General features: G+C 75.6%; 19 protein-coding genes and 4 pseudogenes. 9 read left to right on the top strand and 14 right to left on the bottom strand.

Translation table 11 applies throughout. The features are described from left to right. The first annotated feature begins 46 nt into the window (after positions 1-46). The 4 genes and pseudogenes from HUT16_RS29730 to HUT16_RS39880 all read left to right on the top strand — a co-directional run bounded on the left by HUT16_RS29730 (position 47) and on the right by HUT16_RS39880 (position 4,274). Positions 47-1,219: an exonuclease SbcCD subunit D gene (locus tag HUT16_RS29730; RefSeq protein WP_176191126.1), complete on the top strand. Its 1,173-nt coding sequence runs from the start codon at positions 47-49 to the stop codon at positions 1,217-1,219. A 31-nt stretch (positions 1,220-1,250) separates the two neighbouring features. Beyond that, positions 1,251-1,748, top strand: a pseudogene (locus HUT16_RS39890) (AAA family ATPase); the annotation flags it as partial. A 952-nt stretch (positions 1,749-2,700) separates the two neighbouring features. Next, complete coding sequence (locus tag HUT16_RS39885) at positions 2,701-3,849, top strand: hypothetical protein (RefSeq protein ID WP_368662753.1); 1,149 nt, start codon at positions 2,701-2,703, stop codon at positions 3,847-3,849. After that, positions 3,777-4,274 carry an SbcC/MukB-like Walker B domain-containing protein gene (locus tag HUT16_RS39880; protein ID WP_368662748.1) on the top strand — a complete coding sequence of 166 codons (498 nt, stop codon included), beginning with the start codon at positions 3,777-3,779 and terminating at the stop codon, positions 4,272-4,274. The genes HUT16_RS39885 and HUT16_RS39880 overlap by 73 nt, the downstream gene beginning before the upstream one ends. Positions 4,275-4,297: 23 nt before the next feature. Here the strand turns inward: HUT16_RS39880 and HUT16_RS29720 are convergent, their stop codons facing one another. From HUT16_RS29720 to HUT16_RS29705, 4 genes are all read right to left on the bottom strand, one after another. After that, positions 4,298-5,167: an alpha/beta fold hydrolase gene (locus HUT16_RS29720; protein WP_176191125.1), complete on the bottom strand. Its 870-nt coding sequence runs from the start codon at positions 5,165-5,167 to the stop codon at positions 4,298-4,300. Then, the gene (locus HUT16_RS29715; RefSeq protein ID WP_176184176.1) at positions 5,116-5,346 is read right to left on the bottom strand and encodes a hypothetical protein; all 231 of its coding nucleotides are present in this window, start codon (positions 5,344-5,346) and stop codon (positions 5,116-5,118) included. The genes HUT16_RS29720 and HUT16_RS29715 overlap by 52 nt, the downstream gene beginning before the upstream one ends. Positions 5,347-5,514: 168 nt before the next feature. After that, positions 5,515-5,937 carry a secondary thiamine-phosphate synthase enzyme YjbQ gene (locus HUT16_RS29710; protein WP_176191124.1) on the bottom strand — a complete coding sequence of 141 codons (423 nt, stop codon included), beginning with the start codon at positions 5,935-5,937 and terminating at the stop codon, positions 5,515-5,517. A 226-nt stretch (positions 5,938-6,163) separates the two neighbouring features. Further along, the gene (locus HUT16_RS29705; RefSeq protein ID WP_176191123.1) at positions 6,164-6,439 is read right to left on the bottom strand and encodes a hypothetical protein; all 276 of its coding nucleotides are present in this window, start codon (positions 6,437-6,439) and stop codon (positions 6,164-6,166) included. Positions 6,440-7,250: 811 nt separating this feature from the next. Here HUT16_RS29705 and HUT16_RS29700 point away from each other — a divergent pair. From HUT16_RS29700 to HUT16_RS29690, 3 genes and pseudogenes are all read left to right on the top strand, one after another. Continuing rightward, the gene (locus HUT16_RS29700) at positions 7,251-9,431 is read left to right on the top strand and encodes a bifunctional glycosyltransferase/CDP-glycerol:glycerophosphate glycerophosphotransferase (RefSeq protein ID WP_176191122.1); all 2,181 of its coding nucleotides are present in this window, start codon (positions 7,251-7,253) and stop codon (positions 9,429-9,431) included. A 231-nt stretch (positions 9,432-9,662) separates the two neighbouring features. Beyond that, positions 9,663-10,334: a 1-acyl-sn-glycerol-3-phosphate acyltransferase gene (locus tag HUT16_RS29695; protein WP_176191121.1), complete on the top strand. Its 672-nt coding sequence runs from the start codon at positions 9,663-9,665 to the stop codon at positions 10,332-10,334. 123 nt (positions 10,335-10,457) lie between these two features. Continuing rightward, positions 10,458-11,138, top strand: a pseudogene (locus HUT16_RS29690) (NADPH-dependent F420 reductase); the annotation flags it as partial. A gap of 46 nt (positions 11,139-11,184) precedes the next feature. Here the strand turns inward: HUT16_RS29690 and HUT16_RS29685 are convergent. The 10 genes and pseudogenes from HUT16_RS29685 to HUT16_RS29640 form a co-directional block, all read right to left on the bottom strand. Continuing rightward, entirely contained in the window at positions 11,185-12,993 is a 1,809-nt protein-coding gene (locus tag HUT16_RS29685; RefSeq protein WP_176191119.1) for an ABC transporter ATP-binding protein, read from the bottom strand. Between the two features lie 103 nt (positions 12,994-13,096). Next, a complete protein-coding gene (locus HUT16_RS29680) occupies positions 13,097-13,870 on the bottom strand; it encodes an SDR family oxidoreductase (RefSeq protein ID WP_176191118.1) in 774 nt (257 codons plus the stop codon). 345 nt (positions 13,871-14,215) lie between these two features. Beyond that, the gene (locus HUT16_RS29675; RefSeq protein ID WP_176191117.1) at positions 14,216-15,349 is read right to left on the bottom strand and encodes an FAD-dependent monooxygenase; all 1,134 of its coding nucleotides are present in this window, start codon (positions 15,347-15,349) and stop codon (positions 14,216-14,218) included. Positions 15,350-15,420: 71 nt separating this feature from the next. Continuing rightward, positions 15,421-15,984, bottom strand: a complete 564-nt coding sequence (locus tag HUT16_RS29670) for an ATP/GTP-binding protein (RefSeq protein WP_176191116.1) — start codon at positions 15,982-15,984, stop codon at positions 15,421-15,423. 1 nt (position 15,985) lies between these two features. Beyond that, positions 15,986-16,336: pseudogene (locus HUT16_RS29665) on the bottom strand (DUF742 domain-containing protein); the annotation flags it as partial. Positions 16,337-16,401: 65 nt separating this feature from the next. Further along, positions 16,402-16,839 (bottom strand): roadblock/LC7 domain-containing protein, encoded by a 438-nt coding sequence (locus HUT16_RS29660; protein ID WP_176191115.1) that lies wholly within the window; start codon positions 16,837-16,839, stop codon positions 16,402-16,404. 817 nt (positions 16,840-17,656) lie between these two features. Beyond that, a pseudogene (locus HUT16_RS29655) lies at positions 17,657-19,441 on the bottom strand (nitrate- and nitrite sensing domain-containing protein); the annotation flags it as partial. A gap of 324 nt (positions 19,442-19,765) precedes the next feature. Then, positions 19,766-20,656: an SDR family oxidoreductase gene (locus HUT16_RS29650; RefSeq protein ID WP_176191114.1), complete on the bottom strand. Its 891-nt coding sequence runs from the start codon at positions 20,654-20,656 to the stop codon at positions 19,766-19,768. Beyond that, positions 20,653-21,579 carry an alpha/beta fold hydrolase gene (locus HUT16_RS29645; protein WP_176191113.1) on the bottom strand — a complete coding sequence of 309 codons (927 nt, stop codon included), beginning with the start codon at positions 21,577-21,579 and terminating at the stop codon, positions 20,653-20,655. Before HUT16_RS29645 ends, HUT16_RS29650 begins: the two co-directional genes overlap by 4 nt. After that, positions 21,576-23,117 carry an NAD(P)/FAD-dependent oxidoreductase gene (locus HUT16_RS29640; RefSeq protein ID WP_176191112.1) on the bottom strand — a complete coding sequence of 514 codons (1,542 nt, stop codon included), beginning with the start codon at positions 23,115-23,117 and terminating at the stop codon, positions 21,576-21,578. Before HUT16_RS29640 ends, HUT16_RS29645 begins: the two co-directional genes overlap by 4 nt. Positions 23,118-23,359: 242 nt before the next feature. On the opposite strand from HUT16_RS29640, the gene HUT16_RS29635 reads away from it, so the two are divergent. Further along, entirely contained in the window at positions 23,360-24,106 is a 747-nt protein-coding gene (locus tag HUT16_RS29635) for a MerR family transcriptional regulator (protein ID WP_368662718.1), read from the top strand. Between the two features lie 126 nt (positions 24,107-24,232). Further along, positions 24,233-25,033, top strand: coding sequence for an inositol monophosphatase family protein (locus HUT16_RS29630; RefSeq protein WP_254898388.1), 801 nt, complete (start codon positions 24,233-24,235; stop codon positions 25,031-25,033). The last annotated feature ends 21 nt before the right edge of the window (positions 25,034-25,054 follow it).

The raw sequence follows: 25,054 nt of genomic DNA, 5'->3' as shown, positions 1-25,054 counted from the left end.
ACCGGATCGACGAGGGGTGGCGCGGGATGCGGCGGGGCGTGGCGGAGTGAGGCTGCTGCACACCTCGGACTGGCACCTGGGCCGGTCCTTCCACCGGGAGAACCTGCACGACGCCCAGCGGGCCTTCCTGGACCACCTGGTGGAGACGGTCACCGCCGAGCGGGTCGACGCGGTGCTGGTCGCGGGGGACGTCTACGACCGGGCGCTGCCCGGCCTGGAGGCGGTGGCGCTGTTCGACGAGGCGCTGTGGCGGCTGGCCGAGCTGGGCGTGCCCGCCGTGTTCATCTCCGGCAACCACGACTCGGCCCGCCGCCTGGGCACCGCCGCCCGGCTGATCGACCGGGCCGGCATCCACCTGCGCACCGACCCCGGCGCCCTGGCCGAGCCGGTGCTGCTGGCCGACGCGCACGGCCCGGTCGCCGTCTACGGGCTGCCCTACCTGGAGCCCGCCCTGGTCCGCGAGCGGCTCGGCCTGGAGAAGGGCGGCCACGAGCAGGTGCTGGCCGCGGCGATGGACGGCGTGCGCGCCGACCTGGCCGCCCGCCCCGCGGGCACCCGCGCGGTGGTGCTGGCGCACGCCTTCGTCACCGGCGGCACCGCCAGCGACAGCGAGCGGGACATCGCGGTCGGCGGCGTCCAGTCGGTGCCCGCCTCGGTGTTCGACGGCGTGCACTACGCGGCCCTCGGCCACCTGCACGGCTGCCAGACCCTCGCCCCGCACCTGCGCTACTCCGGCTCCCCGCTGGCGTACTCCTTCTCCGAGACGGCGCACGAGAAGTCGATGTGGCTGGTCGACCTGGACGCGGCGGGCGCCGTCGAGGCCCGCCGGGTGCACTGCCCGGTGCCGCGCCGGCTCGCGCAGCTCAGGGGGCGGCTGGAGGAGCTGCTGACCGCCGAGACGTACGAGTACGCCGTCGAGCGCTGGGTGCAGGCCACCCTGACCGACCCGGTCCGCCCGGCCGACGCGATGGAGCGGCTGCGCGAGCGCTTCCCGCACACCCTGCAACTGCTCTTCGAACCGGACGGCGGCGAGCGGGCCGACACCGCCTCCTACGCCCGGCGGGTGCGCGGGCGCACCGACCGGGAGGTGGTGGAGGGCTTCGTCGCCCACGTCCGCCCCGGCCGGGAGCTGGCCGGGGACGAGCGGGCCTGGCTGCTGGAGGGCCTGGAGTCGGTGCGCCGCACGGCGGCCGGCCGGGCCGAGGAGAACGGCCGATGACCCCCCGCCACCACCCGTGGGAGCACACCCGATGAGGCTGCACCGGCTCGCCCTCACCGCCTTCGGGCCGTTCGCGGGCACCGAGCGGATCGACTTCGACCGGCTCTCCGCCGCCGGCCTGTTCCTGCTGCGCGGGGCGACCGGCGCGGGCAAGAGCAGCGTGCTGGACGCGGTCTGCTACGCGCTGTACGGCGAGCTGCCGGGCACCCGCCGGAGCAACGGGGTGCGCAGCGACCACGCCGAGCCGGGCGTGCGCACCGAGGTGGTGCTGGAGGTGACCCTCGGCGGGCGGCGGCTGGAGGTCACCCGCAGCCCCGAGCAGTGGCGGCCGAAGAAGCGCGGCACCGGCCTGACCGCGGACAAGGCGCAGACCCTGCTGCGCGAGTGGGCCGCCGACGCCGGGCGGGGCGAGCCGGGCTGGGTGGCGGTCAGCCGGTCGCACCAGGAGGCCGGCGAGGAGCTGACCCGGCTGCTGGGCATGAGCCGCGACCAGTTCTGCCAGGTGGTGCTGCTCCCGCAGGGCGACTTCGCGCGCTTCCTGCGGGCCGACTCCAAGCAGCGCGCCGACCTGCTGGGCCGGCTCTTCGACACCGGCCGCTTCGAGCAGCTGGAGCGCTGGACGGCCGAGCTGCGGCTGCGCCACGAGCGCGAGGTGCAGGGCGGGCGGCAGCGGGTGCACGCCCTGACCGCCCGCGCCGAGGAGGCCGCCGGGCCGCTGGCGGCGGGCGTCGCCGCGTACCGCCCCGGCGAGGACGCCCCGCTCGCCGAGGTGCTGGCCTGGGCGGCGCTGCTGCGCGCCGAGGCCGTCGAGCGGGCCGAGGCCGCCGCGCTGCGGCTGGAGGCGGCCGGGGCCGAACGGAGCGCCGCCCGCGAGCGGCTGACCGCCCAGGAGTCCCTGGCCGAACGGCAGGCCCGCCACCAGCGGGCCCGGCAGGAACGGCTCCGGCTCGCCGACCGGGCCGCCGGTTCCGCCCGCGAACGGGCCCGGCTGGAGGCCGCGCTGGCCGCCGAGGGCCCCGCCCGCTGCGCGCCCGCACCTGGCCGCCCGCGCCGCCTGCGCCGCCGCCGCCGAGGAGGCCGGCTGCCGCACCGCCCTGGCCGCCCGGGCCGCCGCCGCCGGCTGGACCGCCCTGCTCGACCGCCCCGACGACCTGCGCGCCGCCGAAGGGCTCCTGCACGCCGAGGCCGGCCGCCTGGAGGCCGCCGTCGCGGACGAGGACCGGCTGCGGGCGCTGGGCGCCGAGCGGGCCCGGCTGGAGCGCCGCCGCGCCGACGCGGAGGAGCTCGCCGAGGAGGCCCGGCGCTGGCTGGAGACCTTCGAGGGCAGGCTCGGCCGGCTCCAGGAGGACCGCGAGGCGGCCCGCGCGGCGCGCACCGAGCTCGACCGGCTCGACACCCGGCTCGCCGAGCTCGCCCGGCGCCGGGAGGCCGCCCGGGACCACCTGCGGCTGCTCGCCGACCACGCCGCGGCCGAGCAGGCGGTGCGCGCGGCGAAGGACGCCGCGCAGGACGCCCGGCAGCACGCCCTCGACCTCCGGGAGCGCCGACTCGCCGGGATGGCCGCCGAGTTGGCCGCCGCGCTGAGCCCGGGCGACCCGTGCCGGGTGTGCGGTTCGCCCGAGCACCCGGCCCCCGCCGAGCCCGCCGCCGACCGGGTCACCGCCGAGGACGAGCGCCGCGCCCGCACCGCCCAGCACGCCGCCGAGGCCGAACTCGCCGCCGCCACCGACCGGGTGGGCGCCGTCGCGGCGCGGGCCGCCGCCGCCGGAGCGGCCGCCGAGGGCCGCACCCCGGACGAACTCGCCGCCGAGATCCAGGAGTCGGACGAACGGCGGCGCTCCGTGCTGCGCACCGCGGAAGGCTGGCTGCCGCTCGGCCAGCAGCTCGAACAGCTGGAACGCGACGGCGCCTCCCGCCGCGAGCAGCAGCGCCAGGCCGGCGAGTTGACCGCCCAGCTGGCCGGCCAGCTGGGCGCCCTGGACGCCGAACTCGCCGCCCTGGAGACCCGGCTCGCCGCCGCCCGCGGCGACGCCCCGTCGGTCGCCGCCCGGGCCGCCGCCGTCGCCGCGCTGTCCGCCGCCACCACCGCCGTGCTGGACGCCGCCCGGGCCGCCGCCACCGCCCGCGACCACCGCGACGAGAGCGCCGCCGCCCTGCTCCGCGCCGCCCGCGACGCGGGCTTCGCCGACCTGGCCGCCCTGGACGCGGCCGCCCTGCCCCCGGACGAACTGGACGCGCTGCGGCGCAGGTTCAAGCAGCTCGACGCCGACCTCGAACTGGCCGACGCCCAGCTCGCCGACCCCGCCCTGCGGGCCGCCGCCGAACTCCCGCCCGCCGCCGCCGAGTCGGCCCGCGCGGCGGCCGCCCGCGCCGACGGGCTCTCACCGACGCCCACGCCGCCCACGACCGGGCCCGCCGCCGGGTCGCCGACCTGGCCCGGATCGGCCGCGACCTGGCCGCGCTGGCCGCCGAGCTCGCCCCCGTCCTGGACGCGTGCGCCCGGGTCGGCCGGCTGGCCGCGCTGCTGGCCGGCGCCCCCGCCGAGAACGCGCTGCGGATGCGCCTGGAGTCCTACGTGCTGGCCGCCCGGCTGGAGCAGGTCGCCGCGGCCGCGACCCGGCGGCTGCTGAAGATGTCCGGCGGCCGCTACACCCTGGTGCACAGCGACGGCCTGGTCTCCGGCACCAAGCGCTCCGGCCTGTCCCTGCACGTGGTCGACGCCTGGACCGGCCGCGAGCGGGACACCGCGACCCTGTCCGGCGGCGAGTCCTTCTTCGCCTCCCTCGCGCTCGCCCTCGGCCTCGCCGACGTGGTCACCGACGAGGCCGGCGGCATGCCCCTGGACACCCTCTTCATCGACGAGGGCTTCGGCACCCTCGACGAGAACGCCCTGGAGGAGGTCATGGACGTCCTGGACTCCCTGCGCGAGCGCGACCGCGCCGTCGGCATCGTCAGCCACGTCCCCGACCTGCGCACCCGGATTCCCGCCCAGCTGCTGGTCCGCAAGCACCGCACCGGCTCCACCGTGCACCACACCGCCCGCGCGGACGGCTGACCGGCGGGCGCGGGCCGGCCGTCCTACCCGGCGGCCAGGAAGTCGGCCGCCCGGCGGCCCCAGCTCCGCACGTCCGCCAGGGTGTGCGAGACGTGCAGCCGGGCGTCCGGGAGGTGGGCGGCGAGGGTGCGGGCGGTGGCCAGGGGGTGCAGGGGGTCGGTGTCCCAGGCCAGCAGCAGGACGGGGTGCGGGAGGGCGCGGAGCGTCCCGGGCTCGGGCAGGTCGGACTCGGCGGCGGCCCGCAGGGCGGCCGGGAGGAGCGGCTCGGGCAGGTCGAACTCGGTCGTGTACTGCGGGACTTCGGCGAGGACGGCGGGCGGGCCGGACAGCCGGGCCGCGGCGTCCAGCGCGCCCCGGCCGCGCCGCTCGACCAGGGTCGCGGCGGCCCGCAGCCCGCTGCGGCGGGGCTCCCGGGCCGCCCAGGCGACGGCGGGGACGGCCAGCACCAGGCGATCGAAGCGCTCGGGGCGCTCCAGCGCGGCCCACAGCACGGTGGCGGCGCCCATGGACGCGCCGAGCCCGGTGACGGGCGCGTCGGGCGAGAGGTGGTCGCACAGGGCCAGCAGGTCGGCGGCCAGCTCCGGGTAGCGGTAGTCGGCGGGCACGGCCCGGCCGGTGGACGCGCCGTGCCCGCGCGCGTCGTAGCGGGCCAGCCGGTGCGTCGCGGTCAGCGCCGTCCAGTCGAACAGCCCGGCCCGCCGCTCGTGCGCCCGGCTGGAGAGCGCCCCGTGGGCGTGCACGGCGAGCGGCCCGCGGCCGCCGGTGGTGCTGTAGGCGAGCGTGGCGTGCGGCCGCTCCAGGCGTCCGTCGGCGACCGGACCGGGCAGCGCGGGCACCGCGGTCAGCCGGAGCAGGCGGCGCGCTGGGCCTGCTGCCAGGTGCAGACGGGACACAGCGGGCTACCGGGCGCGTCGGCCGGGTACTCGCTCTCCGCCCCGCACCGCACGCACGCGGCCCGCTCCCCCGGCCCGCCGGGACGCAGCCCGCGCAGCGCCTGCTCGGGATCGGCCGCCACCTCGCAGACCTGCTCGCCGACGGACGCGCTCCGGCTCTCCGACTGCTGCTCTCCCATGCCGCACAGCCTACGCCGCCCCGGCCGGCGGCCGTCCGGCGCGCCCCGCGGCCGCCGGCGACCGGGCCGGTCCGGCCGCTCGTCACAGCGGTGCCCACCGCACCGCCGTGACCTGCGAACTCCGGTGGTGCGCCGGGAGGTCGGGGCGAAAGGGCGGGTGGTGGCCGGTCAGCCGAGGAAGGAGAGGCGGAGCCGGCGCTGCGGGTTGTCGCGGTTGGTGTCGATCAGGACGACGGACTGCCAGGTGCCGAGGGCGATCCGGCCGCCGACCACCGGCAGGGTGGCGTGCGGGGCGACCAGGCCCGGCAGGACGTGGTCGCGGCCGTGGCCGGGGCTGCCGTGGCGGTGCTGCCAGCGGTCGTCGGCGGGCAGCAGCGTGCGCAGGACGGCGAGCAGGTCGTCGTCGCTGCCGGCGCCGGTCTCGATCACGGCGATGCCGGCGGTGGCGTGCGGGACGAAGACGTTGAGCAGTCCGTCCCGCCCGTCCGCGACCTCTCGCAGGAAGGCGTGGCAGCGGTCGGTGACGTCGAGGGCGACCTCGTCGCGGCCGGTGGCGATGTCGAGCGTCTGGGTGTGGAAGGTGTCGGACATGGGGCCATCCTGGCCGATCTTGCGGCGCGCCTCGTAGGGGCGGCGGCCGAACGCCACCCGAGCGCCAGGGTGCTCGCCAGGGCGCGCCAGCGTGCCGCCACCTCGCGCCGGGACCGCAGGAGCCCGGCCGGACGGTGCGCGGGGACGCCGAAGGCCCGACGGACTCCCCGTCCGTCGGGTCGTGGCAGCGGGCGGCGGACCGCCCGGGCGGGTCACCCGCCCCGGGTCAGCCCCGGCTGCCGAACAGGCTCCGCTTCAGGCGGCGCAGCGGCGCCATCAGGGAGACCCGGGCGCTGCGGCGCGGCGAGGCGGCCGGCACGGGGACGCCGGGCCCGCGCGGGGTCAGCTCCCTTATCAGGCCGAGGGCCTCCGCCGTGTCCACCGCCGCGAGCGCGGGCGCGCCGAGGACGGCCAGGTGTCGATCGATCCGGCGGCCGGTCGTGCCGACACCGCACTGGATCGCGGGCACCCGGGGCCGCGGTCGCACGTGCATCTGTTCCATCTTGTTTCCCACCCCTACGAGGCGCCAGGGCCGTGAGGCGAAGACTATCCGGCTACGACGGCCTTCACACAACCGTCCTGGTGTTCTGCCACCGTATCGTGCGAACGGAACTGACGCGGCACCAGGGCTCGGTGGTCTCGGTCACGACTACGCATCGGTTGATGGTGCACCATCCAAGCACGGACCGGGTGTTGGGCTCTGCGGCGGTCCGGGGCGTTGCCGGGGCGCGCCCCCGGCGGCGGGTGCGCCGGGCGCACGGACGCCCGCCCCTCCCGCACCCGTTCGACGGCCCCCGCCCGACCCCGCGCCCGGATGACACCCTGCGTTCAGAAATTGAACACATACGAGGGATTGACGTGGCCGAAACCTCCAAGCAATATCTGTATCGACACGGGATAGCGGGGAACACCCACCCATCCCCGGTCGGGTGATTTCGAGTATGAACGGATCACCCGACTATCCCGTTACGCTTCCGACACCACGGTGAGTCACTGTCCGGCCGTCTCGACGCTGCGGCGGCCCGACTCCGACGTGGTGGACGGACCGGCGGTCGATCGTTGAGGGTCGGTCGGACCGCCAACCGGGCTGCCGGTGCCGCCGCTGGTACGGCGCGGCACCGGCGGTCGCGTTTCCGCCGTCCGCGACACCCCGGTCACCCCGACCACCTGCGCCCGGGGTGCCGCGGCCCGGCGCCGCGCGCCCGCACCCGTCCCCCGCCCGCTCCCAGGGACCGCCCAGGCCCGCTCGGTAGAGTGTCCGTACCGGGCGACCAGCCGGCAGCCGCCCTCATCCCTTCGCGGAGTGAACGCACGTGCCACCCCTGCTCAGCATCGTCCTGCCCGTTCACGGCGTGGAGCGCTTCCTGCCGCAGTGCCTGGACTCGCTCCGGGCGGACGGGGCGGCCCCCGGCGAGGTCGAGCTGATCGCGGTGGACGACCGCTCCCCCGACAACTGCGGCGCCCTGCTCGACGCGCACGCCGCCGGCGACCCGCGGATGCGCGTGCTGCACCTGGCCGAGAACCGGGGCCTCGGTGGCGCCCGCACCGTCGGCCTGGCCGAGGCCACCGGCACCTACGTCTGGTTCGTCGACAGCGACGACTGGCTGCCCGAGGGCAGCATCGACGCCGTCCTGGCCGAGCTGCGCGCCGAGAGCGCCCGCGAGGTGCCGGCCGACGTGCTGCTCACCGACTTCACCCACGTCTACCCCGACGGCGGCCGGGAGCCGAACCCGTGGCGCAAGGTGCTGGCCGGCTCGCCGCTGGTCTCCGGCTGCACCGCCGCCGAGCACCCGGCGCTGTTCAACGCCGTGCTGGCGGTGTGGAACAAGGTGATGCGCCGCGCCTACCTGCTCGACCTGGACGTGCACTTCGGCCGCGGCCACTACGAGGACATCTCGGTCACCTACCCGCTGCTGCTGGCCGCCGACCGGCTGCTCTACCTGGACCGGCCCTGCTACGACTACCGGCGCGGCCGCCCCGGCGCGATCACCGCCACCGCCTCCGCCAAGCACGCCGACGCCTTCGCCCAGTACGACGCGATCTTCGCCTTCCTGGACCGCAACGAGCGCGCGGACGCCCTGCGCACCCTGGTCTTCGACCGCACCGTCAAGCAGGCGCTCACCCTCTACGACACGCCGGGGCTCGTCCCGGTCGGGCTGCGCCCCGAGTTCTTCGCCCGGATCACCGGCCACTTCGCCAAGCACCGCCCGGCCGGCTACCAGTACCCGTCCGGCGTGCGCGGCGTCCAGTACCGGCTGGCCGCCCGCGGCTCCCGGCGGGCCTACGCCGAGCTGCGCCGCGGCGGCCGGCTGCCCGGCGCGGTCAAGCGCGGTGCCGGGGCCGTGGCGCCCGGCGTGAAGCGGGCCGTCCGCAGCGGGGCCCGGTTCACCGCGTACAACGCCTTCAAGCGGCTGCCGATCGACCAGAACCTGGCGGTGTACGCGGCGTACTGGCACCGCGGGTACGCCTGCAACCCGGCGGCGATCTACGCCAAGGCCCGGGAGCTGGCCCCGCAGGTGCGCGGGGTGTGGGTGGTGGAGAACGCCGAGCGGGCCGCCACGCTGCCCGCCGGGGTGCCGTACGTGATCGTCAACACCCCCGCGTACCTGCGGGCGATGGCCACCGCCAAGTACTTCGTCAACAACGTCAACTTCCCGCACACCATGACCAAGCGCACCGGCACCGTGCACGTGCAGACCCAGCACGGCACCCCGCTGAAGGCGATGGGCATGGACCTGGTGGACCGGCCGCTGGCCGCGGACGGGATGGACTTCGAGCGGCTGCGCGAGGTGGTCGGGCGCTGGGACTACCTGGTCTCGCCCAACCCGCACACCAGCGAGCACTTCGCCCGGGCCTTCCCCGGCACCTACCAGGTGCTGGACACCGGCTACCCGCGCAACGACCGCCTGGTGCTGGCCACCCCGGAGCAGTGCGTGGACGCCCGCCGGGCGCTGGGCATCGCCGACGGGCAGCGCACCGTGCTGTACGCGCCGACCCACCGCGAGTCGCGCGGCGGCTACCTGCCGCTGCTGGACCTGCCCGCCCTGGCCGAGCGGCTCGGCCCCGGCTGGACGGTGCTGGTGCGCACCCACTACTTCCACGAAGGCGGCGCGGGCGACCTGACCGCCGCCCCCGGCGCGGCGACCCTGCTGGACGTCTCCGACCACCCCTCGGTCGAGGACCTCTACCTGGCGGCGGACACCCTGGTCACCGACTACTCCTCGATGATGTTCGACTACGCGGTGCTGGACCGGCCGATCGCCGTGTACGCCCCCGACTGGGAGGAGTACCGGGAGGTCCGCGGGGTGTACTTCGACCTGATGGCGGAGCCGCCCGGCGCGGTCGCCACCGACCAGGACGCGCTGACCGCGGCGCTGCTCGCGGGCGACCCGGAGCCGGGGGCCCGGCAGCGCTTCCGGGAGCGGTTCTGCCCGTGGGACGACGGCCGGGCCGCCGAGCGGGTGGTCAGCCGGATCTTCCCGGTCCGCGCCTGACCTGCCGTCTCACCCTTCGAGAAGGCGTCCGTCCGACAGGCGGGCGTGACCAGGATCGCAGCGCCGCCCCGGCGGCGGATGTGGACGAACCGCGGGGTCCATGTCGTAGTCTGCGGTCCGTTGCCCAGTGGTCCGGCCCAGTCCGAGCCGCGCGCCTCGCCCCCGCGGCGAGACCCCGGCCGGGGACGTCCCCCGGTCGGAACCGTTTGTCCGGCCAGGGAGGGCCACACCGTGATCGACCTCGTCACCAAGCTCGTGCTCAAGCCGCTCGCGAAGGCCCTGTACCGGCCGACGATCGAGGGCCTGGAGAACGTGCCGCGCAAGGGCGGGGTGATCCTGGCGAGCAACCACCTGTCGTTCGTCGACAGCGTGGTCATCCCGCTGGCCGCGCCGCGCCAGGTGTTCTTCCTGGCCAAGGCCGAGTACTTCACCGGCACCGGCCTCAAGGGCGCGGTCTCCCGGTTCTTCTTCACCCACGTGATCAACGCCGTCCCGGTGGAGCGCGGCAGCGTCCGGGCCGCCACCGCCTCGCTGGACGAGGGCCTGGAGATCCTGAACTCCGGCCGGGCCTTCGGCATCTACCCCGAGGGCACCCGCTCGCTGGACGGCCGGCTGTACCGCGGCAAGACCGGCGTGGCCTGGCTGGCGCTGACCGCCGGCGTCCCGGTGGTGCCGGTGGCGCTGGAGGGCCCGCAGCACATCCTGCCGGTCGGCAAGCGGATCCCCCGACTGCGGAAGATCAGCGTGAAGTTCGGCGAGCCGCTGCGCTTCGACGACCTGCACGGCCAGGCCCGCTCGGCCAAGGCCCGCCGCCAGGTCACCGACGAGGTGATGGCCGCCATCCAGGCGCTCTCCGGCCAGGAGCCCGCCGAGCAGTACAACGAGTCCCCCAAGGCGGCCTGACGCCCGCGCCCGACGCCCGCGCCTGACGCTCCGTCACCCGTCCGGGCCGCGCGGGAACAACCGCGCGGCCCCTCCTGTTCGGCATCCTCGTGGGCGCGCCCTCCCGGCGCCCGCGACACGGACCCGAACGGAGCGCGTTCCATGAAGATCGGCATCATCGGTGCGGGGAACATCGGCGGCAACCTGACCCGCCGCCTCACCGCGCTCGGCCACCAGGTCTCGGTGGCCAACTCCCGCGGCCCCGAGACCCTGGCCGAGCTGGCCGCGGAGACCGGCGCGACCCCCGTCCCGGCCGCCGAGGCCGCGAAGGGCGCGGAACTGGTCGTGGTGACCGTCCCGCTGAAGAACGTCCCCGACCTCCCGGCGGGCCTGCTGGCCGGCGCGGCCGAGGGCTTCGTCCTGCTCGACACCAACAACTACTACCCGCGCGAGCGGGACGGCCGGATCGACGCCATCGAGGACGGCGGCCTGACCGAGAGCCGCTGGGTCGAGCAGCAGCTCGGCCACCCGGTGGTCAAGGCCTTCAACGGCACCTACGCCCAGGACCTGCTGGACGCCCCGCGCCCGGCCGGCGACCCCGACCGGATCGCCCTCCCGGTCGCGGGCGACGACCCGGCCGCCAAGCAGCTGGTCCGCGAGCTGATCGACGCCCTCGGCTTCGACACCGTCGACTCCGGCGGCATCGACGACTCCTGGCGCCAGCAGCCCGATTCGCCGGTCTACGGCCTGCGCGAGGGCGTCGAGGGCGTGACGAAGGCCCTGGCCGCCGCCTCCCCGGAGCGCCCGGCCGGCTTCCGCGGCTGAGCGGCCGGTTCCGCCCGCCCCCGGCTCCGGGGGCGGGCCCCGCCGCTCAGGCCACCGGGACCGGGACGGGGAGGGCCTCGCGGCCGAGGAGGGCGGCGTAGCGGCCGCCGCGGGCCACCAGCTCGTCGTGGGTGCCGAGTTCGGCGATCTCGCCGCGGTCCAGGACGGCGATCTGGTCGGCGTCGCGGACGGTGGAGAGCCGGTGCGCGATGGTGAGGGTGGTGCGGCCGGCGGCGAGGGTGTCCAGGGCCTGCTGGACGGCGTGCTCGGTCTGGTTGTCGAGCGCGCTGGTGGCCTCGTCCAGGACCAGGATGGGCGGGTTGCGCAGCACGGTGCGGGCGATGGCCAGGCGCTGCTTCTCGCCGCCGGAGAAGCGGTAGCCGCGTTCGCCGACCACGGTGTCGTAGCCCTCCGGGAGCGCGGCGATCATGTTGTGGACCTGGGCGGCCCGGGCGGCCTCGACGAGTTCGGCGTCGGTGGCGTCGGGCTTGGCGAAGCGCAGGTTGTCGGCGACCGAGGCGTGGAACAGGTAGGTCTCCTGGGAGACCACGCCGACCGCGCGGGCCAGCGTCTCGAAGGACAGCTCGCGCACGTCCACCCCGTCGATCAGGACCCGGCCGCCGGTGGCGTCGTACAGCCGCGGCAGCAGGTAGGAGAGGGTGGACTTGCCGGAGCCGGTCTCGCCGACCACGGCGAGCGAGCCGCCGGCCGGGACGGTCAGGTCGATGCCGGCCAGGGTGGGGCGGTCCTGGTCGGGGCGGTAGTGGAACGCGACGTCCTCGAAGCGGACGTCGCCGCGGATGTGCTCCAGGTGGACGGGGTGCTCGGGCTCGTCGATCTCCACCGGCAGGTCGAGGTACTCGAAGATCCGCTGGAACAGGGCGAGCGAGGTCTGCACCTCGACGCCGGTGGACAGCAGGCTGACGGTGGGCCGGAACAGGCCCTGCTGGAGCGAGACGAACGCGACCAGGGTGCCCAGCGAGACGATCGGCGCCCCGGCGGCGGAGGCCAGGCCGGCCGCCCAGTAGATCAGCGCGGGCATCGCGGCCATCACGATCCCGATGGTGGACATCCGCCACCGCCCGGCCATGCTGGAGCGCACCTCCAGGGCGGCCAGGTCGTCGGAGCGGTCGGCGAACTCGCGGGTCAGCGAGTCGGAGCGGCCCATGGTGCGGCCGAGCAGGATGCCGCTGACCGACAGCGACTCCTGGACGGCGGAGGAGAGTTCGGCGAGCCGGCGCTGCCGCTCGCCGGTGATCCTCTTGCGCTCCCGGCCGACCCGGCGGCTGATCCAGACGAACACCGGGAGCAGCAGCAGCGAGACGACGGTCAGCCGCCAGTCGAGCGCGACCATCGCGGCCACGCTGGCGACCACCGCGGTCAGGTTGGAGACCAGCGAGGTCGCGGTGCCGGTGACGGTGGCCTGCATGCCGCCGATGTCGTTGGCGATCCTGGACTGCACCTCGCCGGTGCGGGTGCGGGTGAAGAACGCCAGCGACATCCGCTGGAGGTGCCGGTAGACGGAGGTGCGCAGGTCGTGCATGACGCGCTGGCCGACGGTGGTGGAGATCAGGGTCTGTAGCACGTTCAGCACGCTGGTGACCACGGCGGCGGCGATCATGCCGAGCGCGAGCAGGCTCAGCAGCCCGGTCCGCCCCTGCGGTATCGCGGTGTCCAGCACGGCCCGCAGCAGGAACGGCGTCACCACCGAGACCACCGCCGAGGCGGCGACCAGCAGCCCGACCACCCCCAGTCGGCCCGCGTACGGCCGGAACAGCCGCAGGATGCGCCGCACCTGGGCGGGCTGCCCGGTGCGGCCTTCGGGCGGCGTCCAGTCGATCCGGTTCACCTGCACGGGGACCTCCTGGGGGTCGGTGGGCGGGGCGGGGCGGGGCCGAGTTTAACGAGCCTTGCTCATCATTAGCAAACCTAAACTTCTGGGCATTCCCGCGCCGGCCCTACGGCTTGCGGTAGTCGCGCCCCGCCGTGTTGGAGAGCTTGCCGAGGCCGCCGGGCGGCAGCAGCCGCGCGGCGGCGACGGCGGCCCGGTAGCGCTTGCTGGGGACGCAGAGCGGGCGGTTGCGGGCCAGGTCGCGCAGGGAGTCGTCGACCACCCGGTCGGCGGTGAGCCAGCCCCAGCCGGGGACGGAGGAGGTGCCCATGCCGGCCCGCTGGTGGAACTCGGTGCGGGTGAAGCCGGGGCACAGCGCCTGTAGGCGGACGCCGCTGCCGGCCAGGTCGCGGGCGATGCCGAGGGTGAAGTTGACCACCCAGGCCTTGGTCGCGCCGTAGGTGCCGCGGGGCAGGAAGGCGGCGACCGAGGCGACGTTGACGACCGCGCCGAAGCCGCGCTCGCGCATGCCGGGGACGGCGGCGGTGGTGAGCCGCAGCACCGCCTCGATGTGGACCTTGAGCATGTCGAGCTCGTCCTGCACGGGGACGTCCAGGTAGGTGCCGCGGTGGCCGAAGCCCGCGTTGTTGACCAGCAGGTCGACGGGGCGGGCGGGGTCGCGCAGCCGGTCCTCGACGGCCTCGATGCCCGCCTCGGTGGCGAGGTCGGCGGTCAGCGTCTCGACCCGGACGCCGTGGCGGCCGGAGAGGTCGGCCGCGGCGGCGGCCAGGCGGTCGGTGTCGCGGGCGACCAGCACCAGGTCGCGGCCGTCGCGGGCCAGGCGGCCCGCGTAGGCGGCGCCGATGCCGGCGGTGGCGCCGGTGATGAGAGCGGTGGTCATGGCCCGACCGTACCGGGCGGTAGGGCACCGCCGCACCGCCCGACCGGACGACGGCCCCTCGGCCCTTCGGGCGACCCGGGCCGGATCGGCGGCGCGCCCCGCACCGGCGTTCGTCCGATCACCCTACGGTTTCGGGCAGCGCCGCTGTCCCACGCGGCGCCCATCCCTTCCAGGAGAACCGATGTCCGTCCAGTTCCACCCGCGCTCCATAGAAGTCGCACCGCCGGTCCGCCGCCGCCCCTCGGGGCGCTGACGGACCGGCACCGCCTTCGCACGCCCGGGCCCGCCCCCTCCCCACGGGGCCGGGCCCGACGCGTGTGCGGCCCCCCGGGGGCCGGTGGCGGGTCAGTACGGCTTGACCAGCACGTGGGCGGCGCCCGGGATGCCGATCTTCAGCAGCTCGTCCTCCTCGGGGGTGGTCGCCGAGCCGGTCTCCTGCTTGAGGACCGCCCGGGACAGCGACTGGACGAACATCGCGCGCGGGCGGCGGCGGGCCTCCCAGGCGGCCAGCGCGGCGGGCACGTCCGCGGCGGCGTCCAGCTCCTGGGCCAGCACCAGGGCGTCCTCGACGGCCATCGCGGCGCCCTGCGCCAGGTGCGGGGTGGAGGCGTGCGCGGCGTCGCCGGCCAGCGCCACCCGGCCGACGTGCCAGGGCTCCTCGACGGTGACCTGGGAGATCCGCGAGTACACCACCGCGTCCGGGGCGGTGACGTGGGTCAGCGCCTCGGCGACCGGGCCGGAGAAGCCGGCCAGCCGCTCGGCGAGCTGCTCGTGGGCCCGCTCCGGGTCCGGACGGAAGTCCTCGGCCTCGGCGAACACCGCGCCCAGGTACATCAGCCCGTCGGTGATCGGGGTGAGCAGCGCCTTCGCGGCCTGGTTGCCGGTGCTCATCACCACGCCCTGCACCCCGTCCTGCCGGGGCACGGTGACCCGCCAGTTGGCGAAGCCGGTGTACTCGGGGCGGTAGCGGTCCCCGTACAGGCGGGTGCGCAGCGGCGAGCCGATGCCGTCGAAGCCGACCACCAGGTCCCAGCGGCCGGTCGAGCCGTCGGAGAGCGTGACGTCCACGCCCGCGCCGTCGTCGGCGAGTTCGGTGATCGTGGTGCCGAAGCGAACGGTCGCGCCGGCCTCGGCGGCGGCCCGGCCGAGCACCTCGGCCAGCGCCGGGCGGGGGATGCCGTTGTTGGCGGGGGCGCCGTCCATCCGGGGCTGCGGGATCTTCGCCAGGGGGTTGCCGGCCGGGTCGCAGATGGTCAGCACCTCCCACTCGAAGCCGACCTCCAGGCAGGCGTCCAGCACGCCGAGTTCGCGCATCACGTGCAGCGCGTTGGAGGGCTGGATGATGCCGACGCCGAGCGCGTCGAGCCGGTCGCGGAGCTCGGCCACCTCGACGGTGTGGCCGCGGCGGGCCAGGGCGGTCGCGAGGCTGAGGCCGCCGATGCCGCCGCCGTGGACGAGGACGCGCAGGGGTGTTGCCATGGTCTCTCCGTGGGTTCGGGGGACGGCCCGGGCGGGGGCGCGGGCCGTGCGGGTGCGGCGGGGCCGCCGGGTCAGCCGACGGGCAGCGCCATCAGGTGGTCGACCAGGGCCAGCAGGGCGTCCCGGCCGAAGGACCGCTCGCGGACGTCGCCGACCAGCATCGGCACGTGCGGGTCGAGGTCGAGGGCGGCCCGGATCTCGGCGTCGCTGCGGGTGTTGACGCCGTGGAAGCAGTTGATCGCCACCACGAACGGGATGCCGCGGCTCTCGAAGAAGTCGATCGAGGCGAAGCTGGTCTCCAGCCGGCGGGTGTCGGCGATGACGACGCCGCCGAGCGCCCCGTTGACCAGGTCGTTCCACATGAACCAGAACCGCTCCTGGCCGGGCGTGCCGAACAGGTACACCACCAGCTCGGGGCTGACGGTGATCCGGCCGAAGTCCAGGGCGACCGTGGTGGTGGTCTTCTGGTCGACCCCGGACAGGTCGTCCACGCCGACGCTGGCGGTGGTCAGGTACTCCTCGGTGCGCAGCGGTGCGACCTCGCTGACCGCGCCGACCAGGGTGGTCTTGCCGACGCCGAAGCCGCCGGCGATCAGGATCTTGACCGCGGCTGCGGCGGCCGGGGTGGTCGTCATCTCAAAGCCTCCTCAGGCCCTCACGTACGGCGGCCAGCAGGCCGCGGTCGGCGCCGCCCGCGGCCCGGGCCACCGAGATCGGGGCCCGGGCCGTCAGGAGGCCCTGCGCGACGAGGTCGCCGAGCAGGATCTTGGTGACCGAGACCGGCAGGTCGAGGTCGGCGGCGACCTCGGCCACCGCGGCGGGGGTCCGGCACCGGTCGATGATCATCCGGTGCTCGGGCTGCAGCCGGGCGGGCCGGACCGGCGCGCCGTAGGCGTCGACCGGGGCCGGCACGCTGGTGAGCAGGGTGATGAGGGTGAGGTCGTCGCGCTCGGGCGCGGTGCGGCCGCGGGTGATCGTGTACGGCCGCACCATGCTGTCGGAGCCGTCGTCCCCGTCCTCGTACTCGTACTCGTCGTCCCAGGGGAGGGCGTTCACCCGCGGTGCCCGCCGCGGGCCCCGAACGCGTCGAAGTCGCCGCGCTGCGGGGTGCTGAGCTTCTGCCCGACCTGCTGCACCAGGTTGTGCATGGCCAGCGACATGACCTCGGCGTCGACGTCCTGCGAGGCGATCACGGCCAGGTGGGTGCCGGAGCCGGCGGCGATGACGAACAGCCAGAGGTCGGCGAGTTCGACGATCACCTGGTGCACCGGGCCGCCGGCGAACAGCTGGCCGACGCCGCGGGCGAGGCTCTGCTGGCCGGTGGCGACGGCCGCGAGGCGTTCGGCGTCGGAGCGGTCGATGGTGCGGGAGTGGCCGACCACGAGGCCGTCGTCGGAGAGCAGCACGGCGTTCTTGGTGCCGGCCACCGAGTCCACCAGGCCGTCCAGCAGCCAGTCGAGGTCCTGGTGAGTGGCGGTAGTGCGCGTCATGACCGATCTTCTCTCGTCGGGATGTGGTTGTTGTTCCAGCCCTCGGCCGGACCGGTCCGCTCCTCGCCGCCCGCGGGGTCGGCGGTCGGGGCGGCCTGGCCGCCGCGCGCCTCGCGGGAGCGCCGCTGGAACGCACCGATCGCTGCTCCGGCCCGTCGGGGGGCCGGTCGGAACAGCGGGTTCTCGTCCCAACGGGGCGGTGCGGGCGCCTCCTTGGGGGCGGTCGGATCGATCCGCAGCTCGTCGGCCAGGCTGGCCTGGCGGATCCGGCGCGGCAGCGGGGGCTCGGCGCCGCCCCCGGGCTGCGGGTACGCCGCCCCGGGGAACGGCGCGGCGGCCGCCCGGGGTTCGGCCGGCGGGGCCACGAGCCGGCCGGGGCGGGCTCGGGGTGGGGCGCGGCGGGCAGCGCGTACGGGACGGGCGCGGGCCGCAGCGGCAGGATCGCGTCGGGGAACGGCTGCTCGTGGCCGGCCGCCGGGTACTCCTCGTGCTGCGCGGCCGCCGGCTCGTGCTGCGGGTACGGGTGGCCCTGGAGGTACGGGTCGACGGGGAGGTACGGGTCCGCGGGGAGGTAGGGGTCCTCGACCGGCGGCTGTTCGGCCACCGGCGGCGGCCCGTACGGCGCGGGGGCCGGTTCGGGCGCGGCGGCGAGGGCGGTGACGCCGGCCAGCGCCTGGCCGCGGTTGCGGGTCGGCAGGCCGCCGGCGGTCGGCGCGGGGACGACGGTGGGCCGGGCGTTCGGGTCAGGGACGATCAGCTCCTCGGGGACGAGCACCACGACCCGGGTGCCGCCGAACGCGGACTGGCGGAACTCGACCCGCAGGCCGTGCTGTTCGGCGAGCCGGGAGATGACGTAGAAGCCGAGGCGGATGTCGTTGCCGCGGGCGAGCACGTCGGCCCGGGGCGGGCGGGCCATCATCTCGTTGGCGCTGTCGATCTGGTCCTCCTCCATGCCCAGACCGCGGTCCTCGACCTCGATGGCGACGCCGCGGCTGACCCGGCCGGCCCGGACCTCGACCGGGTTCGGCGGGCGGGAGAAGGACAGCGCGTTCTCGATCAGCTCGGCGAGCACGTGGGCGACCGGGCCGACGGCCCGCTCGGAGATCCACGGGCTGCCCTCCAGGTCGATGCTGACCCGCTGGTAGTCCTGCACCTCGCCCTGGGCGGAGCGCATCACGTCCAGCAGCGGGACGGGCTTGCGCCAGCGCCGGTGCGGGGAGCCGCCCGCCAGGATGACCAGGTTCTCCTCGTAGCGGCGCAGCCGCGCGGTGAGGTGGTCGAGGTCGAACAGGCCCTCCAGGAACTCCGGGTCCTCGTGGCGGCGTTCCAGTTCGTCGAGCTTCTTGAGCTGCTGGCCGATCAGCTGCTGGGTGCGGCGGGCGATCCGCTGGAGCAGCCGCTCGTAGGCGCGGTGCTGCTCGGCCTGGGCGACGGCGGACTGCACCGCGCTGGCCCGGGCCTGGTTGAACGCCTCGGCCAGCTTGGCGAGTTCGTCGCCGGTGCGGCCCCACGGGTCGGGGGCGACGGCCCGGGCGTGCTCCTCCGGGTCGACCTGTTCGCCGTTGCCGAGCCGTTCGACGACCGCGGGCAGCGTGGTCTGGAGGTCCTCGGCCTGCGCCTGGAGCCGGTCGATCCGGCGGCGCAGGGTGCGGGTGATCCGCCAGGAGGTGACGGCGACCACGATGACGGCGATCAGGCCGATGACGGTGGTCAGGACCAGCCGGACGGCGAGCGAGATGATGCTGCTCTTGCCGTTGTCGACCACGTAGTCGGTCCGGTACTCCAGCAGGTCGACGATCTGCGGGTTGAGCGCGTCGATCGCCTGGCGCCAGTCGGCCTGGCTGCCCGCGAGGGCGATCCGGCCGTTGCGGTCGGCGGCGGCGGGCGCGAGCAGCTTCTGCTCGACGTCGCCCTTGGCCTGCCAGGCGGAACTGCCGGTGATCTGCTTCCACTTGGCGGCCTGGTCGGCGGCCAGGTAGGGGGCGACCTTGGTGCCGAACTGGAAGTCCTGTTCGGCGACGGCCTGCCGCAGCTGCTGGTAGTCCTTGGTGCTCAGGCTGCCGGCGGTCCAGCCGCGGGCCAGCAGGGCGTCCGAGCGGGAGATCATCTCCTTGCCCCAGAACAGGTCGACCAGCGGCGCCGAGATGGTGGTCATCCTGCCGTTGTCGACGTGGCTGAGCGCGGCGAACAGCTTGAGGTCGACCGCGATCAGGTCGGTGTAGTAGCCGTAGACCGCGGCCTGCTGCTGCTCGCTGCCGCTGTCGACCAGGGCGCGCTGGGCGGGCAGTTGGTTGATCGACTGCCGGGCCAGTCCGACGGCCTCCTTGACCTCGTCGGGGGCGTCGGAGGCGGCGACGTCGGAGGCCTTCTGGAAGTCGCGGATGGCCTGGTCGGTCTTGGCGCGCTGGCCGCGCAGCGCTTCGGTGACCCCGCTGTGGGTGGCGAGGACGTCGGCGCTCAGGCGCCGTTCCTCCTGCAGGTTGTAGTAGACGATGTTGGACGGCTGGCCGGCCTCCTGCGCGAGCAGGCCCTGGGCCGCCTGGCGCTGGAAGTCCAACAGGAGCTGTCCGCTGGTGACGGCCCACAGCGCGGCCAGGGCCACGCTGGGGACGATCGCCAGGACGAGCAGGGTCGCGCGGAGCGAGAGCCGACCCGTTCTGACCGTTCTGATCCGCCGAGACGCGCGCGTGCGCAGGGCATTCTCCTTGGAGACATCACCAGTTGTTCACAACTGGCCGAATCTGACAGGACTCTGACGGATGGATATTAGTCACACGGTATATGGAGACGAAAAATCGCCGTCCCGGCCCGGTATCCCGGCGGTCAACGGGCCTTTCCCCCGGATCGCCGGATTCCCCGGTCGCACGCGCGGACGGACCGCCGGCCCCCCTGCGGGGCGGGCGGTCCGTCCGGTCGGCGCGCGCGGTCAGCCCTGCCGCTCCTCCCGGGCCCGCTGGTCGGCCAGGCCGCCCGCGCCGACCGGGCCGAGCCGGCTGGCGGCGGTGGCCTTCAACTCGGGGGCGAGGCGGGCCACGTCGCGGGAGCCGACGGCGGCGATCAGGCCGGGCAGGAAGCCGCGGACCGGCTGCATGCCGCGCAGCCAGGCCTGGGCGTAGACGTGCGCGGAGCGGCGGGCCAGGCCCGCCACCAGCCGGTCGACGGCCGGGCCGATCGGGTAGGTCCGGTTGGCGGGCCAGGGCAGTTTGGCCCGCATCTGCCGCAGCACGGCGTCCTGGTCGGCGCCGCGCACCATGTCGGTGTCGGTCCAACTCAAGTACCCGACGCCAACCTTGACGCCCCGGTGGGCGACCTCGGCGCGCAGCGCGTGGGCGAAGGACTCGACGCCCGCCTTGGAGGCGCAGTACGCGGACATCAGCGGGGCGGGGGTGAGCGCGGCGAGCGAGGCGATCTGCAGCAGGTAGCCGCGGCTCTCGGCGAGCGCGGGCAGGAAGGCCCGGGCGGTGGCGACGGAGCCGAGCAGGTTGACCTCGACGACGCGGGTCCAGGCCCGGTGGTCGCTGTCCTCCAGCGGGCCGCCGAGCGCGATGCCGGCGTTGGCGACCACCGCGTCGATCCGTCCGTACCGGTCCTTGATCCGGTTCGCGGTCTCGGTGAGCGCGTCCAGGTCGGTGACGTCGGCCTCCCAGGCGGAGGCGTGCGGGCCGCACTGGGCGGCCACCGCCTTGAGTTCGGCGGGCTCCAGGCCGACCAGCGCGACCTTGGCGCCGCGTTCGGAGAGCTTGCGGGCCATCAGCGCGCCGAGGCCGCGGGCGGCTCCGGTGATGACGACGACCTGCGAGGACAGCGGCGGTGTCATGCGGTCTCCTCAAGGGGCGTGGCGGCCAGGGCGGCGAGGCGGCGGATCTCGGCGGCGACCTCGGCGGGGCGCTCGACCGGGCTCATGTGGCCGGTGCCGGGCAGTTCGAGCAGGCCGCGCGGGTCGGCCAGGGCGGCGGCGATCCGGCGGGCGTGGACGGGCGGGGTGAGCCGGTCGCGGCTGCCCGCGATGACGGCGGTGGGGGCGGCGACCCGGGCCAGGGCGTCGTGCACGTCGAGGGTGTCGAGCACGCCCGCCCAGTGGAAGCGGACCTTCGCCGGGCAGGCGTGCACCACCTGCGCGCAGGCCTCGACCCGGTCGGCGGGGGTGGCCGGGCCCATGGTGGCGTACTTGAGGGCGGCCCTGGTGACGGCCGTGACCGGGCCGAGCGGGAGCCGGGAGCGCAGGATCTGCCGGTGCAGGAAGCGGCGCAGCCCCTTGGCCCGGACGGCGGGCGGCAGCACGGCCAGTTCGGCGATCAGCTCGCCGGGGCCGGTGTTGACCAGCAGGTTGGCGGCGGTGCGGGCGGCGACGCCGGGCCGGTCGCCGGCCGCCATGACGGTCATGCCTCCCATGCTGTGCCCGACGACCACGGCGCGCCGCCCGTCGGGGACGGTGGCGGCGAGCACCGCTTCGAGGTCGTCGGCGAGCTTGGCGGTGGAGTAGCCGTCGGCGCCCGCGGGGGCGGGGCTGCGGCCGTGGCCGCGCTGGTCGTAGGCGACGACCCGGAAGTCGGCGGCCAGCCGGTTGACCACCGGCGCCCAGAACGCGGTGGAGCACGTCCACCCGTGGGCGAGCACGACCAGCGGCGCGCCCTCGGGCCCGTACTCCTCGACGTTCAGTTCGGCGCCGTCGGCGGAGCGGACGGTGCGCACGGCGGCCGGGTCGGGCAGCACGCAGTCGGCGGGGACGCGGGGGCTCACGCGGTCACCGCCTCGGCGGCCAGCGGGGCGGTGCGCTTGATCAGCTCGTACTCGGCGAGGTCGACGTGCCGGGTGGCGCGGCGGAAGGCGCTGGTGGAGGCGGGCCACAGCACGGTGTTCTTGCCGTCCTGGTCGAGGTACCAGCTGCGGCAGCCGCCGGTGGTCCACACGGTGCGGCCCATCCGGTGCTGGAGCTCCAGGTTCCACTGGCGCTGGGCCCGTTCGGTGGGCTGCATGGCGGTGGCGCCGACCGAGTCGAGGGTGGTGAGCGCGTCGATCAGGTAGTTCAGCTGGGACTCGATCATCAGGATCATCGAGTTGTTGCCGAGGCCGGTGTTCGGGCCGATCAGGAAGAACAGGTTGGGGAAGCCGCGCACGGTGGAGCCGCGCAGCGCCTCCATGCCGTCCTTCCAGCTCTCGGCGAGCGCGGTGCCGCCGATGCCGAAGACGCGTTCGGCGATCGGCAGGTCGGTGACGTGGAAGCCGGTGCCGAACACGACGGCGTCCACCTCGTGCTCGCTGCCGTCCGCGCCGACCAGGGTGGAGCCGCGCAGTTCGCGCAGGCCGCCGGCCACCACCTCGGTGTTGGGGGCGGCGAGCGCCGGGTAGTAGGTGTTGCTCAGCAGGATGCGCTTGCAGCCGATCCGGTAGTCGGGGGTCAGCTTGGCGCGCAGCGCCGGGTCGGCGACGGCCCGGTGCAGGTGCCGCAGCGCGACCTGCTGGACGAGCTTCAGCAGCTGCGGGCGGCGGACGAACGCGTCGACCTGGAGCTCGCGCATCGCGAACAGCCCGGCGCGGCGCAGCAGCCCGGTCGGCGGGAGCTTGGCGTGCAGCCACTTCTCCACGCCGCTGACCTCGCGGTCGGCGCGCGGCAGGACCCAGGCGGGGGTGCGCTGGAAGACGGTCAGGGCGCCCACGGTCGGCTGGATCGCCGGGATGATCTGGGCGGCGGAGGCGCCGGTGCCGACCACGGCGACGCGCTTGCCCGCGAGGTCGTAGTCGTGGTCCCAGCGGGAGGAGTGGAAGACCTTGCCGGGGAAGGTGTCCAGGCCCGGCAGGTCGGGGATCTGCGGGTCGGCGAGCGGCCCGGCCGCGGAGACCACGGCGTCGGCGGTCCAGTTCCCGACGGCGGTGGTGACCTGCCAGCGGGCGTGCTCCTCGTCCCAGCGCAGCTCGGTGACCTCGGCGCCGAAGCGCAGGTGCGGGCGCAGCCCGAAGGTGTCGGCGACCCGCTCCAGGTAGGCGCGGATGTCGGGCTGGCCGGAGAACACCCGGGGCCACTCGGGGTTGGGCGCGAACGAGAACGAGTACAGGTGCGAGGGCACGTCGCAGGCGCAGCCCGGGTACGAGTTGTCGCGCCAGGTGCCGCCGACGGAGTCCGCGCGCTCCAGGATCACGAAGTCGGTGATCCCGGCCCGGCGCAGCCGGACGCCGGCGCCGAGGCCGCCGAAGCCGGAGCCGATGACGGCGACCCGCACGTGCGGGACGGCGGCCGGGTCGGTGCCGGGCGCGGGGGGCTTCTTGGTACGGGGTGCCATGGGCGGGCCTCCTGGCGAGGGTGGGGGGTGCGGGTGGCCGGCGGTGCTCGATCGGATGGTGCTGTCGGGTGCTGCTGTCGGGTGGTGCTGTGGGGCGGTGCTGTCGGGCGGTGCTGTCGGGTCGTGCTGGATGCTGCCAGTAATCACTGGCGCGTTCGGCAGCGTAGCCCTTGTTGACACCGAGTGGAATAGCGCGGGACGCGGCTGTTTCCGCGTCGCCCGGCGGGCCTATGCTGACCGGCGTGGCGGAGACCGAACAGGAAGACGAGCCCCGCGCCTACCGGGTCGCCGAACTCGCCGAGGCGGCGGGCATCAGCGTGCGCACCGTCCGCTTCTACCGCGAGCGCCGCCTGCTCCAGCCGCCCCGCAAGGAGGGCCGGATCGCCTGGTACGGGGACGAGCACCTGGCCCGGCTGCGCCTGGTCGCCGAACTCCTGGAGCGCGGCCACGCGCTGGGCGGCATCGCCGAGCTGATCGGCGCCGGCGAGGACGGCCGGGACGTCGCCGAGCTGATCGGGCTGCAGGCCGCGCTGGTCGCCCCCTGGTCCGACGAGACGCCCGTCCACCTCGACTGGGCCGAGCTGCGCGCCGCGTTCGGCGATCAGCTCACCGAGGCCAACACCGCCGAGTCGATCGCCCAGGGCTACATCACCGTCGACCCCGACGGCATCACCCACGTCAGCCGCCGCCTGATGGACGCCACCGTCGCCCTGGTCGACGAGGGCGTGCCGCTGGCCGCCGTCCTGGACGTGAGCCGCCGCGCCGCCGAGTACGCGGACGCGATGGCCGACCTGTTCGTCGCGCTGATCCGCGACCGGCTGCTCGGCGCGCTCACCCGCGTGCAGGACCTCACGCCCGCCGAGGCGGCCCGGCTGACCGAGCAGATCCAGCGCGTCCGCCCGCTCGCCCGGGCCGTCAATGACGCCCAGTTCGCGCTGGCGATGGACCGCCGGGTGCGGGCCGAGTACGACGGCCTCACCGCGGAGTGACCCGCCCCCGGGGCGCCGCGTCCGCCCCGCCGCCGCCCCGCCGCCGCCCCGCGCGTCACCTGCGCACCGTCCGCACCGCCCCGGCGTGGGAGAGTGGGAGGCGGTGAAGGGAGCACGGGCGTGTTGATGGAGAAGGTCACCGAGATCCTGGTCGAGGCCTCGGCCGAGGCGGTGGAGCCGCGGTTCCGGGCGCTGAGCGACGGCGAGGTGATGGAGAAGGCCCCCGGCGAGATCGTCACCGTCGCCGACCGGGAGGCCGAGCGGATCATCTCCCGGCGCCTGCGCGAGCTGCTCCCCGTCCCCGTGGTCGGCGAGGAGGCCGTCTCCGCCGACCCCGCGCTGGCCCGCGCCCTGCACGAGGAGCCCGCCGCCTGGCTGGTCGACCCGGTCGACGGCACCCGCAACTTCGTCGCCGGACAGCCCTCGTACGCGGTGATGGCCTCGCTGGTCCGCCGCGGCGAGACGGTCGCCTCCTGGATCTGGCAGCCCTGCACCCGCACCGCGTACACCGCCGAACTCGGCGCCGGCGCCTGGCGGGACGGCGAGCGGCTGGTCCTGCCGAAGGTCACCACCGCGCCCGAGAAGTGGACCGGCATCCTCAAGACCCGCTACTTCGCCCCGCCCACCGGCCACCGCCTGCTCGCCAACACGCTCGCCCTCGGCCCCCTCGACCCCGGCCGCGGCGCCGCCGGCATCGAGTACCCCCTGATCGCCACCGGCAGCCGCGACTTCGTCCTCTACTGGCGCACCCTCCCCTGGGACCACGCCCCCGGCTCCCTCCTGGTCACCGAGGCCGGCGGGCGCAGCGCCCGCTTCGACGGCACCCCCTACCGCCCCGAGGCCCCCGGCGGCACCGACGGCCTCCTGGTCGCCTCCGACCCGGAGCAGTGGGAGACCCTCCGGGAGATCCTGCTCGACGGCGTGTGAGGGGACGCGGACCGGCCGGCG

It is taken from the genome of Kitasatospora sp. NA04385 (assembly GCF_013364235.1).
Lineage (GTDB): Bacteria > Actinomycetota > Actinomycetes > Streptomycetales > Streptomycetaceae > Kitasatospora.
Note: the sequence above shows the minus strand (reverse complement) of the source record. Positions and strands in the feature narration are given on the sequence as shown.